The organism is Erythrobacter aureus (assembly GCF_003355455.1).
GTDB lineage: Bacteria > Pseudomonadota > Alphaproteobacteria > Sphingomonadales > Sphingomonadaceae > Qipengyuania > Qipengyuania aurea.
Genome location: NZ_CP031357.1, coordinates 330,040 through 348,557 on the forward strand (window position 1 = coordinate 330,040; position 18,518 = coordinate 348,557).

21 protein-coding genes are annotated in these 18,518 nt (G+C 63.3%); 8 read left to right on the forward strand and 13 right to left on the reverse strand.

Translation table 11 applies throughout. The annotated features are described in order from the left end of the window. Window positions 1-6: 6 nt before the first annotated feature. The 8 genes from asd to recQ are packed head-to-tail and all read right to left on the reverse strand — an operon-like array spanning window position 7 to window position 6,432. Complete coding sequence (asd, locus tag DVR09_RS01580) at window positions 7-846, reverse strand: archaetidylserine decarboxylase (protein WP_115415377.1); 840 nt, start codon at window positions 844-846, stop codon at window positions 7-9. Between the two features lie 26 nt (window positions 847-872). Beyond that, window positions 873-1,136 carry a DksA/TraR family C4-type zinc finger protein gene (locus DVR09_RS01585; RefSeq protein ID WP_115415378.1) on the reverse strand — a complete coding sequence of 88 codons (264 nt, stop codon included), beginning with the start codon at window positions 1,134-1,136 and terminating at the stop codon, window positions 873-875. A gap of 46 nt (window positions 1,137-1,182) precedes the next feature. Next, entirely contained in the window at window positions 1,183-2,175 is a 993-nt protein-coding gene (locus DVR09_RS01590; RefSeq protein WP_435867799.1) for a right-handed parallel beta-helix repeat-containing protein, read from the reverse strand. Between the two features lie 55 nt (window positions 2,176-2,230). Further along, window positions 2,231-2,494 (reverse strand): hypothetical protein, encoded by a 264-nt coding sequence (locus DVR09_RS01595; RefSeq protein ID WP_115415379.1) that lies wholly within the window; start codon window positions 2,492-2,494, stop codon window positions 2,231-2,233. Further along, the gene (locus DVR09_RS01600) at window positions 2,491-3,465 is read right to left on the reverse strand and encodes an alpha/beta hydrolase (protein ID WP_115415380.1); all 975 of its coding nucleotides are present in this window, start codon (window positions 3,463-3,465) and stop codon (window positions 2,491-2,493) included. The genes DVR09_RS01595 and DVR09_RS01600 overlap by 4 nt, the downstream gene beginning before the upstream one ends. Window position 3,466: 1 nt before the next feature. Next, entirely contained in the window at window positions 3,467-3,661 is a 195-nt protein-coding gene (locus tag DVR09_RS01605; protein WP_115415381.1) for a type II toxin-antitoxin system antitoxin, read from the reverse strand. Window positions 3,662-3,691: 30 nt separating this feature from the next. After that, a complete protein-coding gene (locus tag DVR09_RS01610; RefSeq protein WP_234041511.1) occupies window positions 3,692-4,603 on the reverse strand; it encodes an SPFH domain-containing protein in 912 nt (303 codons plus the stop codon). A 59-nt stretch (window positions 4,604-4,662) separates the two neighbouring features. Then, a complete protein-coding gene (gene recQ, locus DVR09_RS01615) occupies window positions 4,663-6,432 on the reverse strand; it encodes a DNA helicase RecQ (protein ID WP_115415382.1) in 1,770 nt (589 codons plus the stop codon). A gap of 118 nt (window positions 6,433-6,550) precedes the next feature. Between recQ and DVR09_RS01620 the strand changes: the two genes are divergently transcribed. The 6 genes from DVR09_RS01620 to DVR09_RS01645 all read left to right on the forward strand — a co-directional run bounded on the left by DVR09_RS01620 (window position 6,551) and on the right by DVR09_RS01645 (window position 11,900). Then, window positions 6,551-6,847 (forward strand): hypothetical protein, encoded by a 297-nt coding sequence (locus DVR09_RS01620; protein ID WP_115415383.1) that lies wholly within the window; start codon window positions 6,551-6,553, stop codon window positions 6,845-6,847. Between the two features lie 90 nt (window positions 6,848-6,937). Then, entirely contained in the window at window positions 6,938-7,201 is a 264-nt protein-coding gene (locus DVR09_RS01625) for a hypothetical protein (protein ID WP_115415384.1), read from the forward strand. After that, window positions 7,198-8,382 carry an acyl-CoA dehydrogenase family protein gene (locus DVR09_RS01630; protein ID WP_234041512.1) on the forward strand — a complete coding sequence of 395 codons (1,185 nt, stop codon included), beginning with the start codon at window positions 7,198-7,200 and terminating at the stop codon, window positions 8,380-8,382. The genes DVR09_RS01625 and DVR09_RS01630 overlap by 4 nt, the downstream gene beginning before the upstream one ends. Before the next feature lie 189 nt (window positions 8,383-8,571). Continuing rightward, a complete protein-coding gene (locus tag DVR09_RS01635; protein WP_115415385.1) occupies window positions 8,572-9,810 on the forward strand; it encodes a CoA transferase in 1,239 nt (412 codons plus the stop codon). A gap of 3 nt (window positions 9,811-9,813) precedes the next feature. Then, a complete protein-coding gene (locus DVR09_RS01640) occupies window positions 9,814-11,046 on the forward strand; it encodes an acetyl-CoA C-acetyltransferase (protein ID WP_115415386.1) in 1,233 nt (410 codons plus the stop codon). After that, window positions 11,046-11,900, forward strand: coding sequence for an HTD2 family dehydratase (locus tag DVR09_RS01645; RefSeq protein WP_115415387.1), 855 nt, complete (start codon window positions 11,046-11,048; stop codon window positions 11,898-11,900). The genes DVR09_RS01640 and DVR09_RS01645 overlap by 1 nt, the downstream gene beginning before the upstream one ends. Here DVR09_RS01645 and ppk2 read toward each other — a convergent pair whose 3' ends face one another. Continuing rightward, on the reverse strand, window positions 11,901-12,674 hold the full coding sequence (gene ppk2 / locus DVR09_RS01650) for a polyphosphate kinase 2 (protein WP_115415388.1): 774 nt from the start codon (window positions 12,672-12,674) through the stop codon (window positions 11,901-11,903). 54 nt (window positions 12,675-12,728) lie between these two features. Between ppk2 and phhA the strand changes: the two genes are divergently transcribed. After that, complete coding sequence (gene phhA, locus DVR09_RS01655; protein WP_115415389.1) at window positions 12,729-13,670, forward strand: phenylalanine 4-monooxygenase; 942 nt, start codon at window positions 12,729-12,731, stop codon at window positions 13,668-13,670. Between the two features lie 57 nt (window positions 13,671-13,727). Here phhA and DVR09_RS01660 read toward each other — a convergent pair whose 3' ends face one another. The 4 genes from DVR09_RS01660 to DVR09_RS01675 all read right to left on the reverse strand — a co-directional run bounded on the left by DVR09_RS01660 (window position 13,728) and on the right by DVR09_RS01675 (window position 17,012). Beyond that, window positions 13,728-13,985, reverse strand: coding sequence for a hypothetical protein (locus DVR09_RS01660; protein WP_115415390.1), 258 nt, complete (start codon window positions 13,983-13,985; stop codon window positions 13,728-13,730). A 79-nt stretch (window positions 13,986-14,064) separates the two neighbouring features. Then, entirely contained in the window at window positions 14,065-14,319 is a 255-nt protein-coding gene (locus tag DVR09_RS01665; RefSeq protein WP_115415391.1) for a GlsB/YeaQ/YmgE family stress response membrane protein, read from the reverse strand. A gap of 107 nt (window positions 14,320-14,426) precedes the next feature. Then, window positions 14,427-15,242, reverse strand: coding sequence for an undecaprenyl-diphosphate phosphatase (locus DVR09_RS01670; protein WP_115415392.1), 816 nt, complete (start codon window positions 15,240-15,242; stop codon window positions 14,427-14,429). Window positions 15,243-15,284: 42 nt separating this feature from the next. After that, window positions 15,285-17,012 carry an ABC transporter transmembrane domain-containing protein gene (locus DVR09_RS01675; protein ID WP_234041588.1) on the reverse strand — a complete coding sequence of 576 codons (1,728 nt, stop codon included), beginning with the start codon at window positions 17,010-17,012 and terminating at the stop codon, window positions 15,285-15,287. Window positions 17,013-17,278: 266 nt separating this feature from the next. On the opposite strand from DVR09_RS01675, the gene DVR09_RS01680 reads away from it, so the two are divergent. After that, the gene (locus DVR09_RS01680; protein ID WP_115417727.1) at window positions 17,279-18,517 is read left to right on the forward strand and encodes a polyhydroxyalkanoate depolymerase; all 1,239 of its coding nucleotides are present in this window, start codon (window positions 17,279-17,281) and stop codon (window positions 18,515-18,517) included. Window position 18,518: the final 1 nt, after the last annotated feature.

An 18,518-nucleotide genomic window follows, 5' to 3' on the forward strand; every position in this document is an offset into this window, starting at 1 on the left:
TTCCCCTCAGCGCCTGCGCCCGATTGCCTTCCCCATGCGTACGGCCGCGCCCGCCTTCAGCCGCGCGTCCCATTCGACCTTGCCCGGTTCGAACAGCAACACCACGGTCGATCCGAGAATGAAGCGCCCCATCTCGTCGCCCGCCGCGAAGGTATGTTCATCGCCGAACTCCTCGCGCACCCGTTTTGCGGCGTGCGTTTCGACAAGGCCAGACCATACGGTCTCGATCCCCGCCACGATCATCGCCCCCACCATGACGCTGGCGAAAAGCCCGTCCGGCCCTGCGAACAGGCAGGCGAGTCGCTCGTTGCGGGCGAAGAGACCATCTACATTCTCGGCCGTCACCTGATTCACCGAAAACAGCTCGCCCGGGACGTATGTCGCGGATTTCAGCGTTCCGGCTGCGGGCATGTGCACGCGGTGGTAATCGCGTGGGCTCAGATAGATGGTGGCGAATTGGCCGCCGTCGAACCGTGCCGCCGCCTGCTTGTCGCCGCCAAGAAGCTGCGCAGCAGTGAAGTGACGGCCCTTGGCCTGGAAGATGCGCCCTTCCTCGATCCGCCCGATCTGGCTGACCGCGCCGTCGGCTGGGCTCAGGACATATTGGCTTGCGTCGGCCAGCGGACGAGCGCCCGGCTTGAGTTCGCGCGTGAAGAAATCGTTGAAACTTGTGAACTCACCCACACCGCGCGCGGCCTCGCTCATGTCGACATCATAGGCGGCGATGAAGCGGCGGATCAGTCGGTCGCGCAGCCATGGAACTTCGCTCGAGGCGAGTTTGCCCGCCATGCGCGAAACCGCATGGTGAGGCAGGAGATGCTGGAGCCAGATGAAAGGGGATGTCATACCCGATGCGTGGACGCCATCGCGCGTCAGCGCAACTGGCTGTCCTTGCTTCCGCGACGATTGATGGCGGAATGGCGCACCGCGCCGTCGCGTGCGGACTGGCATTCGACACAGGTCCGCACGCCGGGTAGCGCCACACGGCGTTTTTCCGGGATGGGCTCTCCGCATTCGTCGCAATATTCGGCGCTTTCGCCACGTGGAAGGCGCGAACGCGCCGCGCTGACCGCGTCATTCACCGAATCGTCGATCTGATCCTGAACTGCCCCGTCGCGGGCCCAACCGCCTGCCATTGCCTGCTCCTTCGCCCGATAAACGGGTGAGGGACGGCATGTTTCCTCAGCGTAGCTCCAGCCGCCGGATGCCGGGGCCGAGCATATTATTCTGCATTACTAGCGCATCGCCGGTCCAGTCGGCCACGAAGGCCGGGCTGCGTGAAAGGCCGGGAACCAGACGTGCCTCATTATCCGCGATCACCAAACCGTCGGAACTGTAGTTGGCACCCTCGGCACCGATGGCGATCATCGTCGACCAGTTTTCCTTATCGCGACCCTGAACGAACCAGTTCCCGCGAATACTGCCCGTGCCGCCATTTGGCAGATCGATCAGATAATTGGTGCCACGGCCATTGGCATCGTCGAAGCTCGAATCCTCCACCACATTGTGCGCGGCGCGCGACTTGAGATAATGCCCGCCCGTGCCCTGCTCGAACCGGCTACGGGTCACCACAACGCGGCCGTAATCGCCGGCGTAGATCGAATGCGCGCAACCGCCCGAATATTCGCAAGTGCCCAGACGCGTGAATGTGGACTTGTCGACCACCAGCTCGCTGTTCTCGCCATTGGTCGTCAGAATACCCTGCTGGCTGTCGCGGAACCAGCTTTGCGATACGCGCAAGGGACCTTTCTCGAGACGGATGCCCGCGCCGTTGCCGTCCTCGACGGCGAGATCGGCGAAGACGATTCCGTCGACGCTGGCACCTCGTCCGCGCAGGACCAGCGCAGCCTTGTCTTCGCAGGCCATGCCGCCCAACAGCGCGCTACCCGGCTGTGCAGCGCGAAAATGCACAACGCCTTCGCGCTGCACCGCGCATTCGCGCCAGTTGCCCGAGGCGATGACCACAGTTCCCTCGCCGCTGCCGATGGCATCGACCGCGGCTTGCAGCGACGCATAGCCGCGGCCCGTTTCGGCAACGGTGAAGCTGGCCGTCGATGGGCCTTGTGCCAGCACGGCGGCGAGCGGGATCGCGCTTATCGCCACAGCCGCGACGGCGGCCAAGAGCCAGCGGGGCATGCGCGAGGCGGAAGAGGCGTAGGGTGAAACCATAATCATTGCCTAGACCCGTATGGTTAACAATCGGATAAGCTTGGTCCTGTGGCCAACCCCGTCAATCGTCGTCACCCCAGCGCCAACGCCAGCCGCCGCGTGTCTTGAGGGCGGAGATATAGAGCAGCACTGCAGTCACGGGAACGATGAGGATCAGGAAGACGGTAAGCCACACATCCTCTTCCCGCGACGCCAAGAGGACGCCGAGAACGATCAGAAGCACGTAGCCGATAATCAGAACCCAGCCTTGCCACGACACCGGCATGCCCGCTCCGTAACCGTACCGTTTGGGTTCGAACCAGACATCGTCTTTCCTCTCGCTCATCGGATCGCTTTCCTGAAATCGGTAATAAATGCAGCGATACCATCGACAAGCGCTGGCGACACCGCAAGCGATGGATCGGCATAGCTGGCTCGATTGGCAGCAACGTCACCGCCGGCTATATCTTTCAACACGTGATTCATGGCGGGAATTGCCAGATACTCGGCGCCGGGGGCTGCGGCGACCAAGGCCTTGGCATCCTCTGCCCCGACTTGAAGATCGGTGCCGCCCTGGACGATGAGCATCGGAAGCTCGACCATATTGGCCATAGCTGCCGGGTCCTGTGCCATAAGATCAATAAGGAACCCCTGCACCGCCGGAGCGAACAGCCCCTGCACTGCGGGATGGAATTTCCCGACGTCGACCCGCTCGCCCGCTTCGAGCGCGGTGATGGCGGTTTCCGCCTCATCGAGGATCGGCGCGTTGGCAGGATTGGCGCTCAATTGCTCGCGCAAGATGGTGCCTAACGGCCGCCCAGGCGTTGCCACCAGTATAAGGCCGCACAGATGTTCAATCCGCTTGGCTGCGGCAAGCGCCACCAGGCCGCCCTCGCTGTGGCCCAAAAGCCATATGCAGTCTGTTGTCCCGCTGGCGGCGCGGGCCGCGTCCACCCAGCTTCCGGTATCGGCGACATAGTCGGACACCGTGACCGCATTGGCATCGGTAACTGCCGCCTTGCTGGCAAACATGCCGCGCTTGTCGATACGGACCGTGCCGATGCCGCGCCCGGCCAACGCTTCTGCGAGCAGGCGGTAGGGGGCGGCGGTGACGCCCATCGGGTTGTTGCCATCGCGATCGGTGGGGCCTGATCCGGGAAGGATGAGGACCACAGGCCGCCCCTCGGCAGGTGCAATCAGCGTGCCCGCGAGATCGCCTCGCGGTCCCTCGGCGGTCAGGGGAACCGGTTCAGGGACAGCCATGAGCGGTGCGGCTGTCACAAGGCCGGCTGCGGCGAGTAGTATGGAAAAGCGCATGTCACGGTTCCTTCCTGGGTCGGCCGCGTGCGGGCAGTTTCGATATGGGTACGGTAATCCCGCGTTGGTTCAGCGCCTCGCGCAGCAACATCTCGATCTGCGCATTGGCGCTGCGCAATTCGGCCGCGGCCAAGCGCTCGATCGCGGCATGGACTGCCGGATCCAAACGCAGGGCAAAGGCCTTTTTCCGTGACATCTAGCGTCAATATCCCGTCGCGGCCAGCGCCTAGTAGAGCGATCCGGCATTGATCACCGGATGCGCATCTTTCTCGCCGCACAGCACGACCATCAGGTTGGAAACCATTGCTGCGCGGCGCTCGTCGTCCAGTTCCACGATATTGTCCTGCGCGAGCTTGGTCAGCGCATCTTCCACCATGCCAACCGCGCCAAGAACGATTTTCGCGCGCGCCGCTATGATCGCATCGGCCTGCTGGCGTTTGAGCATGGCGCTGGCGATCTCGCTGGCATAGGCCAGATGCGTGAGGCCCGCTTCGTCGACCACGATACCCGCAACCTTGAGCCGGTCGTTGAGTTCTTCCAGCAATTCGCGATTGATGACATCCGCGCCCCCGCGCAGCGTGACCTCCTCGCCCTCGAAATCGTCGTAGGGATGGCGCGACCCGACGGTCCGCAGACCCGCTTCTATCTGGATGTTCACGAACTCCTTGTAATCGTCGACATCGAAGCTCGCCTGGGCGGTATCGGCCACGCGCCAAACCACATTGCAGGCAATCTCGATCGGATTGCCGCGCAGATCGTTGATCTTCACCCGTTCCGAATGAATATTGTGCGCGCGCACCGACAGCTTGGTGCGCATCATCCAGGGCCACACCCAGCGCAGCCCCTCGCGCCGTTCAGTCCCGCGATACTCGCCGAACAGCGTGATTACCGCAGCTTGGTTGGGCTGGATCATGAAAAAGCCAACGGAAAGAAAGCCGAGAACGAGAATCGGCGCCACCAGCAGACCAACGAACGCCAGTTTTTCACCCTTGGCCGCACCATCCGGCGGCAGATTGCCGGACAAATTCCACGCCACCAGCAGCAGCAGGGCAAGGATCAGCGCGAGCATGGGATACCCGCTGAAACTCGATCCGGTACGTTCCGTACTGGTCTTCATTCCCTTCACTTCGACCGACATGGACAATGCTCCTTCCGATATAATTATAATATCATATTTATATCGAGTGGCGGAACGAGTCAATGCTCCCAGATGGCCCGCAGAAACTGCTCTCCATATGCTTCGAGTTTCTTGGCCCCAATGCCGGGCAGCCGGCCCAGTTGCGCCAGCGTTTCGGGGCGCGCGGAGGTCATCTCGCGCAGAGTGGAATCGTGGAAGACGACGTAGGGCGGGACCTGGGCTTTCTCGGCCACTTCCTTGCGCAAGGCCCGAAGCGCTTCGAACAGCGGATCACCGATCGGATTGGGTGTCGCATCGGCCCTTCGTCCGCGCGACCGCTTGGGGGGAACCACGATCTCCACCGTCCTCTCCCCCCTGAGAATCGCACGGGCCGAACCGCCCAATGCCAGCCCGCCATGTTCGGTCGCGACAAGATCGCCGCGCGCCTGCAAGGCCCGCGACAGCGGCTGGAGCAGGCGTGCCTCGTCGCCCTCGACGATGCCGAACACGCTCAGCCGGTCGTGCCCGCGTTGGCGCACGCGCTCGTCCTCGTTGCCGGTGAGCACCTTCTGCAAGTGCCCCATCCCAAAGCTCTGTCCGGTACGGTAGACGGCGGATAGCAGTTTGCGCGCGAGCTGCGTGACGTCGGTGACGCTCGCGGGCTCGAGGCAATTGTCGCAATTACCGCAGCGCGAAGGCGGGTCTTCGCCGAAATGCCTCAATAGCACCGCACGGCGGCATTCGGCAGTCTCGACCAGTCCGGCAAGTGCATCGAGCCGCGCGCGCTCGGCATTGCGCCGAGCCTCGTCGACCTCGGCGAGCCGCTGACGCGCGGTGGCGAAATCGCCCGCGCCCCAGAACATGATCGCTTGGGCCGGGTCCCCATCGCGCCCGGCGCGGCCCGTTTCCTGGTAATATCCCTCGATCGATTTGGGCACGCCGACATGCGCCACGAAGCGCACGTCCGGTTTGTCGATACCCATGCCGAAAGCGACCGTGGCAACGATCACAATATCTTCGGACGCGACGAAAGCGGCTTGGTTGGCCGCGCGAACCTCCGGATCCAGCCCGGCGTGATAAGGCAATACCGGCCTGCCGGTCGCGGTTGCAAGCTTTTCGGCAAGATCCTCCACCTTGCGCCGTGTTTGCGCATAAACGATCCCCGGACCCGGCTCGTTCGCCATCAGCTCGTTCAGTTGGCGCACCGGATTGTCGCGGTGACGGATCGCGTAGCGGATATTGGGCCGGTCGAATCCGGCCAGCACCAGCCCGTTATCTGCAATGCCCAGCTGCGCCATCACATCGGCGCGCGTCTGATTGTCCGCGGTCGCGGTCAGCGCTAGGCGCGGGACCGTGGGGAAGGCGTCCATCAGCCCCCGCAGCATGCGGTAGTCGGGGCGAAAATCGTGCCCCCATTCGGACACGCAATGCGCCTCGTCGATGGCGAACAGGCACAGAGACGAGTTCGACAGGAACTCGCGAAAAGCTGGCTGGCTCGCGCGTTCGGGCGCGACATAGAGCAGGTCGAGCTCGCCAGCGCGGAAGGCATCCTGCGTTTCGCGCCAATCGGCATCGGCGCTGGTCAGCGTTGCCGCGCGAATGCCATTGGCCCGTGCGCTTCTGAGCTGGTCGTGCATCAGGGCGATCAGCGGGCTTATCACCACGCAGGTCCCCTCCAGCAGGACTGCAGGCAATTGGTAGGTGAGCGATTTGCCAGCCCCCGTCGGCATCACCGCCAGCGTCGATTCACCTGCCAGCGCCCGAGCGACAACCTCTTCCTGACGCCCGCGAAAGGCATCGAAACCGAAGGTGTCCTTGAGGGCCTGAAGTACGCCTGCATTTCCGCTCATCCACGCCTGATGCCAGACAGCCGCGCCCGCGCAACCGCAGTCGGGCGATTTTCCCCTTGCCGAGTAGCCCGCGCTTGCGCTTTACCCCGCAGCGTAAATCCAGCTTGGAGAAAAGCCCATGAAGTTCCGATTTGCCCTGACCGCTGCCGCCACCGTCGCGCTCGCCGCCTGCGGCAGCACCGAAGACGCGTCCACCGAAGCAGAAGCCGACACCGTTGAAATCGCCGCGGACGAAGCCCTGGCCGACATCGATGCACAGCCGGTCGAGGATCCCGCAGCCAATGTCGATGAGACTGCGCCGGGGCGCGAAGACATGTCGCCCAGCGAAGAGGCACAGATACAGGAAGCCGGCGACAACGCCGCCGACACGGCTGCCGCCGCGATGGACGCCATGTCCGAAGATACCGGCAACTGATCGATGGGCGGGCGGGTTTCGGCCCGCTCGCACCCTCGCGCCGCCGTAGCGTCCTTTGCGCGCGGCACGAGAGCGCGTAGCTTTCACCGCATGATCCGACTCACGCCCTGTATCGTCGCGCTTTTCGCGCTGTCCGCCTGCTCCGGTTACCAGGAGGAAGAACCTGTCGAAGCCATTTCGCAAAGCGAAGCCAAAGCGCTCGACGATGCGGCCGAGATGATCGAGCAGCGGCGCCTGCCGGAAGACCTCCTGTCCGACGAAGAGGAGGAGGACGTCACCGTGCAAGGCAATATGCCGTCGGATGCCGCGCCACGCGAATCGGGTGGGCCGGAGCCGATGGAGCTTCCCCGATGAGCGAACTCGCCAACCCGGGGATGGATACCGAGACCTTCGACCAGTTTCTCGAACAGCTCGAACGCTATGTCCGCGAACGGCTGATCCCGGCGGAAAAGCAAGTCATCGCCGACGACAAGATCCCAGACGAGATCGTCGCCGAGATGAAGGAGATGGGACTGTTCGGCCTGACGGTGCCGGAGGATTTCGGCGGCGCGGGGCTGAACACAACGCAATATGCCAAGGTCGTGAAGGCAATGTCCTATGCCGCGCCCGCATACCGCTCGATCTTCTCGATTAATGTCGGGATGTTCAATTCGGCAATCAAGAATGGCGGGACCGACGCGCAGAAGGCCAAATGGTGGCCCAGGATAGCCGAGGGGGCGATCGCCTGTTTCGGCCTGACCGAGCCGGGCTCCGGCAGCGACAGCGCCGCCATGGCGACCACCGCGCGGCCCGATCCCGATGGCAATGGCTGGATCCTCAACGGGACCAAGCGCTACATCACCAATGCCCCCCATGCCGAAGTCGCCCTGATCATGGCGCGCACCGAAAAGGACGCCCTGCCCAAGAACGCGCATGTTTCCGCCTTCATCGTGCCGATGGATACACCGGGCGTGTCAACCGGCAGCCCCGATGAGAAGATGGGCCAGTCGGGCAGCCATATCTCCGACATCATGCTCGACGATGTGCATGTGCCGGGCGAAGCGCTGCTGGGCGGGGAAACCGGCAAGGGCTTTCGCTTCGCAATGATGAGCCTCGACAATGGCCGCATTTCGGTCGGCGCGGCCAGCACGGGCTATGCCCGCCGCGCGCTCGATTCCGCGATCAAATATGCGAACGAGCGCCAGGCCTTCGGCGAACCGATCGCCAATTTCCAGCTGATCCAGCAGATGCTCAGCGAAAGCTGGACCGAAATCTACGCCGCCGAGGCAATGATGGCCGATGTCACCGCGCGGGTCGACCGAGGCGAAAACACGGTCAAGCACGCCGCCGCTTTCAAGGTCTTCGCATCCGAAATGTGCGGCCGCGTGGTCGACCGCGTGGTGCAGATTTACGGCGGCGCGGGCTACCTTGCCGAATACGACGCCGAACGTTTCTTCCGCGATGCGCGGATTTATCGGATCTACGAAGGCACGACGCAGATCCTCCAGCTCCAGATCGCCAAGCACATGCTGCGTGAATATGCTGCGGGTGTGTGACGAGACGTAGGATGAGCCCCGTGACGAGTCTTTTTTGCGTGCGTGCCGGAGATCCGTCCGGCCCTTGCTGTTCCAGCCCGCGCCCCCTCCCGGCCACCCACGGCACGGTATCTTATGGGTGGCCGGGAGGGGGCGCAGGATGGAACAGCCGCAAGCTGACGACGGAAGTCGGCAGCGCACCCAAGAAAAATGTATAACCTCCTCTCCGGCCTCTCGATCATCGAAGCCTCGAGCTTCGTCGCTTCGCCCACTGCCGGACTGTATTGCGCGCAAATGGGCGCGGAGGTGATCCGCGTCGACCACAAGGCGGGCGGGCTCGATTACGACCGCTACATGCTCACGCGGGAAGGCCGCTCATTAAGCTGGGAGAATCTCAACCGCGCGAAGAAATCGGTCGCGCTCGACCTGCGCAGTGGCGAGGGCCGCGAGCTGCTGGTCGAACTTGCGGCACAAACCGGCAACCTCATCACCAACCTGCCCGAGAAGAGTTTCCTGTCGCATGACGCCATTGCGGAGAGGCAGCCGGATGGTGTGCCCGATCTCGTCAGCGTACGGATCATGGGCTGGCACGACGGCAGGCAGGCGATGGACTTCACCGTCAACGCCGCCAGCGGATACCCGCTGATGTGCGGGCCGGAGGAGTGGGATCTCGAGACTGCACCACCGGTCAACCAAGTGCTTCCGGCATGGGATTTCATCACCGGAGCCTATTGCGCCTTTGCCATGCTGGCCGGGCTTCGCCACCGCGATGCCACCGGCGAAGGCAGCGAAATCCGTGTGCCGCTCGGCAACGTCGCCATAGGGACCATGGCGAATAGCGGCGCGATGGCGGAAATGCTCTATCGCGGGGCCGATCGTGAGCGGTTGGGCAATGCCATCTGGGGCGCGTTCGGGCGGGACTTCAGAACCCGGGACGGCGTGCGCTTCATGGTCGCCGCTCTGACACCGAAACAATGGGGCGGGCTGGTCGCCGCCTTCGGTCTCGCGGGAGAGATCGCGGCGCTCGAGACCGAACTGGGCGTGCGCTTCGCCGATGGCGACCGCCCCCGCTTCGAAAATCGCCACCGCCTGTTCGACCTATTTCAGAAACGTGCCGATAGGATGGACTGGGGCGACCTCTCCGCACGCCTTGCCGAAAACGGCGCGACTTTCGAGCGCTACCGCACGATGCAGGAAGCGGCCAATGACGCACAGCTCGTCGCGAACAATCCGCTGTTCGGCCCCTCGCCCGCAAACCCGAGCGAATTCGAGTACCCGGCGACGCGCAGCTTCGCCAATATCCCCAGCCGTGAAGCGGGCGATCCCGCGCCCGCCCCCTATCTCGGCCAGCATACCGAGGAGGTCCTGGCGGACCGACTCGGCCTCGCTTCGGGCACGATCCACGCGCTCGTCGATCGGGGGATCGCCCGCCTTTCGGACAAGGACTGACCCATGACGTCGACACGCCGCGTAGCCATTTGCAAGCCCCTGAGAACGCCCGTCGGCCGCTATCTCGGCAGCCTTGCCTCGCTGGAGGCGGGACAGCTTGGCGCCATTATCATCAAGGCGCTGGTGGAGCGTAGCGGCATCGACCCGGCGCGCGTCGACGATGTCGTCTTCAGCCAGGGCTACGGCAGCGGCGAAGCGCCCGCGATCGGTCGCTGGAGCTGGCTTGCCGCGGGCTATCCTGAGGAGGTGCCCGGCTTCCAGCTCGACCGCCGCTGCGGTTCGGGCCTGCAGGCAGTCGCGACGGCGGCGATGATGGTGCAGACCGGTGTGGCCGATTGCGTGCTCGCCGGTGGGGTCGAAAGCATGTCCAATGTCGAGCATTATACGACCAAGGCCCGCCACGGTGCGCGGCTTGGCGACATGGTGCTGTGGGACCGGTTGACGCGCGGGCGCCTGATGAGCCAGCCGATCGAGCGCTATGGCGTCATCACCGGCATGATCGAGACCGCCGAAAACCTCGCCAAGGATTACGGCATCAGCCGCGAGGAGGCCGATGCCTTCGCCGTGCGCAGCCATCAGAACGCGGCATGTGCTTGGGAGGAGGGCAAATTCGACGAGCAGCTCGTCCCGGTCGAAATCCCCCAGCGGCGCGGCGACCCTGTCATGTTCGCCAAGGACGAGGGCTTTCGCGCCGATGCCAGTATGGAAACGCTCGGCAAATTGCGCGCCATCGACCTGAAGCGCGACGCCGACGCCATCGTGACGGCAGGCAATGCCAGCCAGCAGAACGATGCCGCGGCGGCCTGTCTCGTCGTGGCCGAGGACAAGGTCGAGGAACTCGGTCTCGAACCGATTCTGTGGTTCCATTCGTGGAGCGCGGCGGGTTGCGATCCCAGCCGGATGGGCATCGGCCCGGTCCCGGCGGTCGAGCGCCTGTTCGCGCGGAGCGGCATGGGCTGGGACGATATCGGTCTGATCGAACTGAACGAAGCCTTCGCTCCGCAGGCGCTCGCGGTGCTCAAGGGCTGGGGCTTTGCCGAGGACGACAGCCGCCGCGAGATCGTCAATGTCAACGGTTCGGGCATTTCGCTCGGCCACCCGATCGGCGCGACCGGCATCCGTATCCTTGCCGACATGGCGCATGAAATGCACCGCCGCGAGGTGCGTTATGGGCTCGAGACCATGTGCATCGGCGGCGGGCAGGGCATGGCCGCCGTGTTCGAGCGCGCCGCCTGATGAGCGACTGGTCGGATTGGATCGGGCGCAAAATGCGCGCTACCGATCGGCTCGACCCCGCGCTGGCCGCGCGCTGGTGCTCCACGTTCGACCGCGATGCGCCGCCTGATGAGGCCATGCCGCAAGGCATCCATCTGTGCCTGTGCACGCCCGAAGCGCGCACGGGACAATTGGGCGAGGACGGTCATCCCCTGCGGGACGACAGCCCGGCAAGCTTTCTGCCGCCCATCCCCCTGCCCCGCCGCATGTGGGCATCGAGCGCAATGCAATTTCATGGGCCGATCGCGATCGGTGCATCGATCGAACGGGTCAGCCGGATCGCATCGGTCACGCCCAAGTCGGGCAGCCGGGGCGACATGGTCTTCGTCGAGGTCGATCACGAAACCAGCGCCGATGGCCGACTGGCGGTGAACGAGCGGCAAAGCATCGTCTATCTCGAAGCGCTGGCGGGCGACGCGCCGCTTTCCCCACCTGCGAATTCCGGCGATATATTTGACCCGTCGGGCTGGGATGTACAACGCATCGTTCACCCCGACGAGCGGCTGTTGTTTCGCTATTCGGCGCTGACCTTCAACACGCACCGCATCCATTACGACAGGCCTTATGCCCGCGAGGTGGAACGCTATCGCGGCCTCGTTGTGCACGGCCCGCTTACCGCCAGCTTGCTGCTCCAGCTCGCCGCAGAGCACCATGGCGAAAACCGCTTGACCCGGTTTGCCTTTCGCGGCGTAAGCCCGGCGATCGCGGGGGAGCCGCTTCATCTGGTAATGCGCGGCGAAGGGGGGACGATCGAGCTGGGCGCCTTTGCGAGCGATGGCCGACAGGTAACGAAGGCCTCCGCCAGCCTGGCCTAGCTAGCCAAGCGGATAATCGGCAATCGGCGCGATCACGGTATAGCGTTCTTCCTTGGGTTCGCGCCCCAGTTCGGGAAAATCGATTTCGGGCGGCGCCACAGCCGTGTCGGGCAGGCGATCGAGCAGGTCGCGCACCAGTGTCAGGCGCCCCCGTTTCTGATCGTTGAAATCGACCAGCGTCCACGGCGCCCATGCGGTATGCGTCGCTGCCAGCATCGCTTCCCGTGCCTCGGTATAGGCATCGTATTTGTCACGCGCGGCAAGATCGATCGGCGAAAGTTTCCAGCGCTTGAGCGGATCTTCAAGCCGTTCGCGCAGGCGCTCTTCCTGCTTTTCCTGATCGGTGGCGAGCCAGTATTTGAACAGCAGGATGCCATCGTCGACCAGCATCTTTTCGAAGGTCGGTGCCTGCCGCAGGAATTGTGCGACCTCGCGATCGTCAGCATAGCCCATGACCTTTTCCACACCCGCACGGTTGTACCAGCTGCGGTCGAACAGCGCGATCTCACCCGCGCAGGGCAAGTGGTGGACGTAGCGCTGGAAATACCACTGGCTCCGTTCCGCGTCGGTCGGCTTGGCCAGGGCGACGATGCGGCACTGGCGCGGATTGAGCCTGTCGTGCACGGCCTTGATCGCGCCGCCCTTACCGGCAGTATCGCGCCCTTCGAACAACACAACGATCCGCTGTCCGGTGGTGCGCGCCCAGCGGGCCATGCCAACCAGCTCCTTTTGCATGGGCTTAAGCGCACTCTGGTAATCGTCTTTTTTCATCATTCCCCCGCCCGAGATTTGTGTGGTGGCCGCATTGGTAGTATCATCGGCAACGATATGGCTACACTTGCAGAACCCGAACAGGATTTTACGCGTCTGCCGAACCTTCCGGAAGACGTCTTTACCGCTCCGCTGAAGAAGCCCGAGCATGTCGGCGACGACTGGCTGGAGCCCAAGCAGACCGAATACGATAGCGAGGATGACGCGATCTGGGACGATCTGTTCGCGCGCCAGATGAGCGTATTGCCCGGCCGCGCGGCCACCGCTTTCATGGAAGGCACCGAGAAGCTCGACCTTGGTCGCGGCGGCGTTCCCGAATTCGGCAAGCTGTCGGAAGAGCTGGACAAGCTGACGGGCTGGAGCGTGGTGCCCGTGCCGATGCTGATTCCCGACCATGTATTCTTCTGGCATCTCGCCAACCGGCGGTTTCCGGCAGGCAATTTCATTCGCACGCGCGAAACCTTCGATTACATTCAGGAACCCGACGTCTTCCACGACGTCTTCGGTCATGTGCCGATGCTGACCGATCCGGTCTATGCCGACTACATGCAGGAATATGGCCGCGCCGGGTGGAAGGCGATGCGGTACAATCGCCTGAAGGCGCTGGGTGCGCTGTATTGGTACACGGTCGAATTCGGACTGATCCAGGAAGCGCCTGGCGATATCCGTGCCTATGGTGCGGGCATTCTCTCCGGCCCGACCGAGGTGGTGTATTCGGTGGAAGCGAAAAGCCCCAACCGCATCATGCTCAATGTCGATCGCGTGATGCGGACCGATTATGTCATCAGCGATTTGCAGCCGACCTATTTCGTGATCGAGAGCTTCGAGGACCTGTATCGGCAGACGGTAGAGCGCGATTTCGACAAGCTCTATCGCGATCTCGGCCCCGGCTTCACCTATGCCAATACGGCGGTGATCGACGTCGACTACGTGGTCAACCGCGGGACGCTGGAATATACGCTACGTGGCGGCCGCGGAAGCGGTGCAAAGCCCGTATAACGGAAAACGGCCCGGGATCGCTCCCGGGCCGCATCCTTGTTCTTAGTGGAAAGCGTCTTAGTTGACGGCTTCTTCCACGCCTTCGGTCAGCGCATCGGTGTCGCCTTCGGCAGCATCTTCGATGTCGTCAGCCTGAGCTTCCATGGCATCGGCCTGCTCGTCGGTGATTTCACCGGCGTCTTCCATGGCATCGGCAGTGTCTTCCATGGCTTCGGCCTGTTCTTCGGCGGCTTCTTCGGCCGGGCTGTCGCAGGCGGCAACGCCGAGGCTCAGTGCAGCAGCCGAAGCGATAATGGTAAGCTTGTTGAAGTTCATAGTCGTTCCCCTTGGTATTCGAGACGCGAATCCATCCCGCGCCCGTTTGTAAAGAAATGCGGATGATTGTGAAGCGCGCTTAACGATAGGCGCGTTGCCGTACAACGTTAAACAGGCCGATCGACACGACCGAGCCAAGCACCGCCCATAGCAGGGCGATACCGCTGACCGTCCCGAAGATGGCGCCATTGCCCGCAATCAGGCCGGTCACCAGCGAGCCGAGTACACCCACCAGAGCATTGGCCAGGATATTCCGGCCGTCCTCAATACGTAGGATAATCGTGGCCAGCCACCCGAGAAGGGCGCCCACTACGATCAAGATCAGCAAACCCATTGGTCTCCACCTTCGCGTTTCACTCAAGGGGATAAAGCAGTGCCCAAGCAATGGTTCCGCGAAGCTGAAAGAATTATGGCCGGACTGTGTCGAAATTCAGACCGGAGTCAGGCGAAGGTCAGCCAGGCCAGTGCCGCCGAGCCCGCCACAATGCGGTACCACGCGAAAGGCGTGAAGCCGCTGCGGCTGACAAAGGCGACGAATGCACGGATTACCACCAGAGCGACGATGAAGCTGACGATAAAGCCCACCGCGATCTCGTCCCAGCCGACCCGTGTCGCACCGCTCATCATCTCGTCATATTTGGTGAAAATCTCCAGCGTGCTCGCGCCGATCATCGTGGGCACGGCAAGGAAGAACGAGAATTCGGCCGCGGTCTTGCGATTGACGCCCATGGCCAGCGCTCCCATGATCGTCGCGCCGGAGCGGCTGACACCGGGCACCATGGCCAGGCATTGGGCGAAACCCACGGCCAGCACTTTCTTGAGCGGCAGCTCGGCCACGCCCTGCCCTTCGTCGCGCGGCTTGGCAACACGCTCGATCACGATGATCGCGATCCCGCCCGCAATCAGCGCCCAAGGCACAATTCCTGGATTGCCAAGCATGGCTTCGAAGCTCTCGTAAAGCGCAAAGCCGATCACCGCACTGGGCAGGAAGCCAAGCAGGATGTTGCGCGCGAACATCAAGCCTTCACGCTCACCCTTCAGCACGCCCATCCCCGCCGACCAGAAGGTGCCCCAATACTGGTACACCACCGCCAGGATCGCGCCGAGCTGGATGACGACGTTGAACATCGCCCATTCGTCCGGGTCCGCGCCCGACAGTTCGGTGGCGAGGATCAAGTGCCCGGTCGAAGAGACGGGGATGAATTCGGTCAGACCCTCGACGATGCCGAGAAAGATCGCGGTGAGAAAATCGTTCATTGCCGATTGGCCCAAGACAGTTGCGCGAAGGGTGTCAAGCGATCAGGCGCTTTCGAGGCCGAACTGCAGCGATGCGAGACGCGCATAGAGCCCGCCATTGACCGAAAGCTGTTCGTGCGTTCCCTGTTCGACGATGCGCCCGTCTTCCATCACCACGATGCGGTCGGCCGCGCGCACGGTCGACAGACGGTGCGCGATGACCAGCGTCGTGCGATCCTCCATCAGATGCTCGAGCGCTTCCTGAACCAGCCGTTCGCTTTCGGCGTCGAGCGCGCTGGTCGCCTCGTCCAGCAACAGAATCGGCGCGTCGAGCAGCAAAGCGCGGGCAATGGCAATCCGCTGGCGCTGACCGCCCGACAATTGCGTGCCGCTCTCGCCAAGATAGCTATCGAGGCCCTGTGGCAGCTTCTCGAGGAATTCGGCGGCATTGGCAGCGCGTGCGGCGGCCCAGATCTCATCGTCACCCGCTTCCCAATTCCCATAGCGCAGATTGTCGCGCGCATTGGCGCTGAACAGAACGCCCTCTTGCGGGACATAGGCCATGCGGCGGCGCACTTCGGCGGGGTCGGCGCTCGTCAGCGGGACGCCATCCAGGCGGATGGAACCGGCCTGGGGATCGTAAAACCGCTCGGCAAGCTGAAAAATGGTCGATTTGCCCGCTCCCGAAGGACCGACAATGGCCACGGTCTCGCCCGGCTCGACCTCGAGACTGAAGTCGGTGATCGCGGGGGCTTCCAATCGTGTGGGATAGCGGAAGGTCACGTTGCGGAACGACAGGCTGCCGCGCGGCGGAACAGGCAGGACCTGCGGCCGATCGGGAGCCTTGATTGTCGGCTTCTCATCCAGCAATTCGGACAACCGGCTGGCCGCGCCGGCCCCGCGCAGCAGATCGCCATAGACTTCGGTCAGCGCGCCGATCGCCCCGGCCACCAGGCCAGCGGTGAGGACAAAAGCGGCGATAGTCCCGCCCGAAATCACGCCCTCGCTGACTGCCTGCGCGCCGCGCCAGACCAGCATGGTTATCCCGCCGAAAACCAGCAGGATAACCACCGCAGTCATCGCCGCGCGAAGCATCACGCGCCGTTTCGCCACGGCGAAGGTCCGCTCCACCGCTTCGCGAAAGCGTCCGTGCTCGCGCGTTTCCTGGTTGAAGCCCTGGACGATCTTCATCGCGGAAAGCACTTCGGTCACCATTGCGCCGATATCGGCAACCCGGTCCTGGCTGGTGCGCGAAACCTTGCGCAACCGCCGTCCGAACAGCGTGATCGGTATGACGATCGCGGGAATGATCAGGAACAGGCCGAGTGTCAGGCTCGGCACCAGCCAGAAAAGATAGGCGGTTCCGCCGATCGTCATCAGCAGATTGCGCAGGGCCACGGAAACGGTCGTGCCCACGACCTGTTCGATCAGCGCGGTGTCGCTGGTCATGCGGCTGGAAATTTCCTTGGGGCTGTTTTCCTCGTAGAAACCGGGCGCCAGCCGCAGCAGGTTTTCCTGTACCCGCAGGCGGATATCGGCAACCACCCGCTCGCCCAGCCAGCTGACGAAGTAGAAGCGCATGGCGGTGCCCGCCGCGAGCACCGCGACAATCAGCAAGAGGTAACGGAACCAGCGCCCCATATCGGCCGGGTCGGCCCCTGCGGCGAAACCGCGATCGATGACCAGCTTGAAACCGGCCGGAATGGCCAGAGTGGCGGCGGCGGTGATGCACAGGGCGAGCAATGCCAGCGCCACATGGCCCGGATAGTTCTTTCCCGCCTGCCATACCATCCTGAGCGGGCGCAGCGAACGCTGCCTCGGCGCATCCTTCGTGGCGCGCTTGCGCGCAAACCGTCCGCGCCCTTCGATTTCGGTGTTGTCCTTGGCTGACATGACGATCCCACTAGGTCCACGCGCCTGGAAAATCCACAGCGCTGCGCGCGCGAAGGTACAAATAGCGCATTTGTGCATTGCACAATGCACGATCCAGCGGCAGGATGCCCCTCTTTCGCCCGGCGGAACAGAAGACAATGGGCCGGGCCAGCAGGGGATACGCATTGCTTTACCACGCCTACGAACTGCAGCGCAGCTGGCTGAATTCGGCCAGCGCCTTCGCCTCTATCGGGGTGGAAATGCTCAACAATCCGGCCAACCCGGTGAATTATGTCGGCCCGATGGGATATATGAACATCGGTCCTATGGCCGCGAGCGCGCTCGAAGTGTTCGCCCACGCCACTGCCACTTACGGCAAGCCGGCCTGGGGGATCGAGGCGGTCGAGGTGGACGGAAAACCCGATCCGGTGGTCGAGGCGACGGTACTGAACAAACCGTTCGGCGATCTTAAAGAGTTCCACCGGGAGAACCTGCCCGACAATGCGCCCCGCCTGCTGGTGGTCGCCCCTATGAGCGGCCATTATGCCACGCTGCTGCGTGGCACGGTGAGAAGGATGCTCCGGAATTACCGCGTCTTCGTGACCGACTGGGCCGACGCCAAGACCGTGCCGCTCCACGAGGGCAGCTTCGATCTCGACGACTATATGGATTACGTGATCGCCTATCTCGAACACATCGGCGAAGGCGCGCATGTGATGGCGGTATGCCAGCCTTCGGTCCCGGTCTTCGCCGCGACCGCGATCATGAACCGCGACGCGCATCCCTGCACGCCGAAAACGCTGACCATGATGGGCGGCCCGATCGACACACGCTGTTCGCCCACCAGCGTCAACGACCTTGCCATGGATCGCCCCATCGAGTGGTTTCGCCACAATGTCATCGCCACGGTGCCGATGCAGTATCGCGGCGGCGGGCGGCGGGTCTATCCCGGCTTCATGCAGCTTGCCGGCTTCATGAGCATGAATCTCGGCAATCACATGATGAGCCATTACGAGATGTTCAAACACCTCACCATCGGCGATCAGGACAGCGCGCAGGCGACCAAGGATTTCTACGACGAATACCGCAGCGTGTGCGACATGACGGCCGAGTTCTACCTGCAGACGGTGGAAGAGGTCTTCCAGACCCACGCCTTGCCCAATGGCACCTTCGTCCATCGCGGCAAGCGCATCGATTTGGGCGACATCACCCAAACCGCGCTGCTGGCCATCGAGGGCGAGCGCGATGACATTTCCGGACTGGGCCAGACCAAGGCCGCGCTCGATCTCACTCCGAAGCTGTCCGACGAGAAAAAGCGCTATTACATGGCCGAGGGCGCAGGCCATTACGGCATCTTCAATGGCAGCAAATGGCGCAACCGTATCGCCCCGGTGGTCGAGGACTTCATCGCCACGCATGGGTGAG

Coding starts and splice junctions, on each gene's coding strand:
- DVR09_RS01610 (WP_234041511.1), bottom strand. CDS start 4,603: ATGTCGGTCGAAGTGAAGGGAATGAAGACCAGTACGGAACGTACCGGA.
- phhA (WP_115415389.1), top strand. CDS start 12,729: ATGGCTACACTTGCAGAACCCGAACAGGATTTTACGCGTCTGCCGAAC.
- DVR09_RS01630 (WP_234041512.1), top strand. CDS start 7,198: ATGAGCGAACTCGCCAACCCGGGGATGGATACCGAGACCTTCGACCAG.
- DVR09_RS01620 (WP_115415383.1), top strand. CDS start 6,551: ATGAAGTTCCGATTTGCCCTGACCGCTGCCGCCACCGTCGCGCTCGCC.
- DVR09_RS01670 (WP_115415392.1), bottom strand. CDS start 15,242: ATGAACGATTTTCTCACCGCGATCTTTCTCGGCATCGTCGAGGGTCTG.
- DVR09_RS01665 (WP_115415391.1), bottom strand. CDS start 14,319: ATGGGTTTGCTGATCTTGATCGTAGTGGGCGCCCTTCTCGGGTGGCTG.
- ppk2 (WP_115415388.1), bottom strand. CDS start 12,674: ATGATGAAAAAAGACGATTACCAGAGTGCGCTTAAGCCCATGCAAAAG.
- DVR09_RS01625 (WP_115415384.1), top strand. CDS start 6,938: ATGATCCGACTCACGCCCTGTATCGTCGCGCTTTTCGCGCTGTCCGCC.
- DVR09_RS01590 (WP_435867799.1), bottom strand. CDS start 2,175: ATGATTATGGTTTCACCCTACGCCTCTTCCGCCTCGCGCATGCCCCGC.
- DVR09_RS01675 (WP_234041588.1), bottom strand. CDS start 17,012: ATGGTATGGCAGGCGGGAAAGAACTATCCGGGCCATGTGGCGCTGGCA.
- recQ (WP_115415382.1), bottom strand. CDS start 6,432: ATGAGCGGAAATGCAGGCGTACTTCAGGCCCTCAAGGACACCTTCGGT.
- DVR09_RS01605 (WP_115415381.1), bottom strand. CDS start 3,661: ATGTCACGGAAAAAGGCCTTTGCCCTGCGTTTGGATCCGGCAGTCCAT.
- DVR09_RS01660 (WP_115415390.1), bottom strand. CDS start 13,985: ATGAACTTCAACAAGCTTACCATTATCGCTTCGGCTGCTGCACTGAGC.
- DVR09_RS01600 (WP_115415380.1), bottom strand. CDS start 3,465: ATGCGCTTTTCCATACTACTCGCCGCAGCCGGCCTTGTGACAGCCGCA.
- DVR09_RS01595 (WP_115415379.1), bottom strand. CDS start 2,494: ATGAGCGAGAGGAAAGACGATGTCTGGTTCGAACCCAAACGGTACGGT.
- DVR09_RS01585 (WP_115415378.1), bottom strand. CDS start 1,136: ATGGCAGGCGGTTGGGCCCGCGACGGGGCAGTTCAGGATCAGATCGAC.
- DVR09_RS01640 (WP_115415386.1), top strand. CDS start 9,814: ATGACGTCGACACGCCGCGTAGCCATTTGCAAGCCCCTGAGAACGCCC.
- DVR09_RS01635 (WP_115415385.1), top strand. CDS start 8,572: ATGTATAACCTCCTCTCCGGCCTCTCGATCATCGAAGCCTCGAGCTTC.
- asd (WP_115415377.1), bottom strand. CDS start 846: ATGACATCCCCTTTCATCTGGCTCCAGCATCTCCTGCCTCACCATGCG.
- DVR09_RS01645 (WP_115415387.1), top strand. CDS start 11,046: ATGAGCGACTGGTCGGATTGGATCGGGCGCAAAATGCGCGCTACCGAT.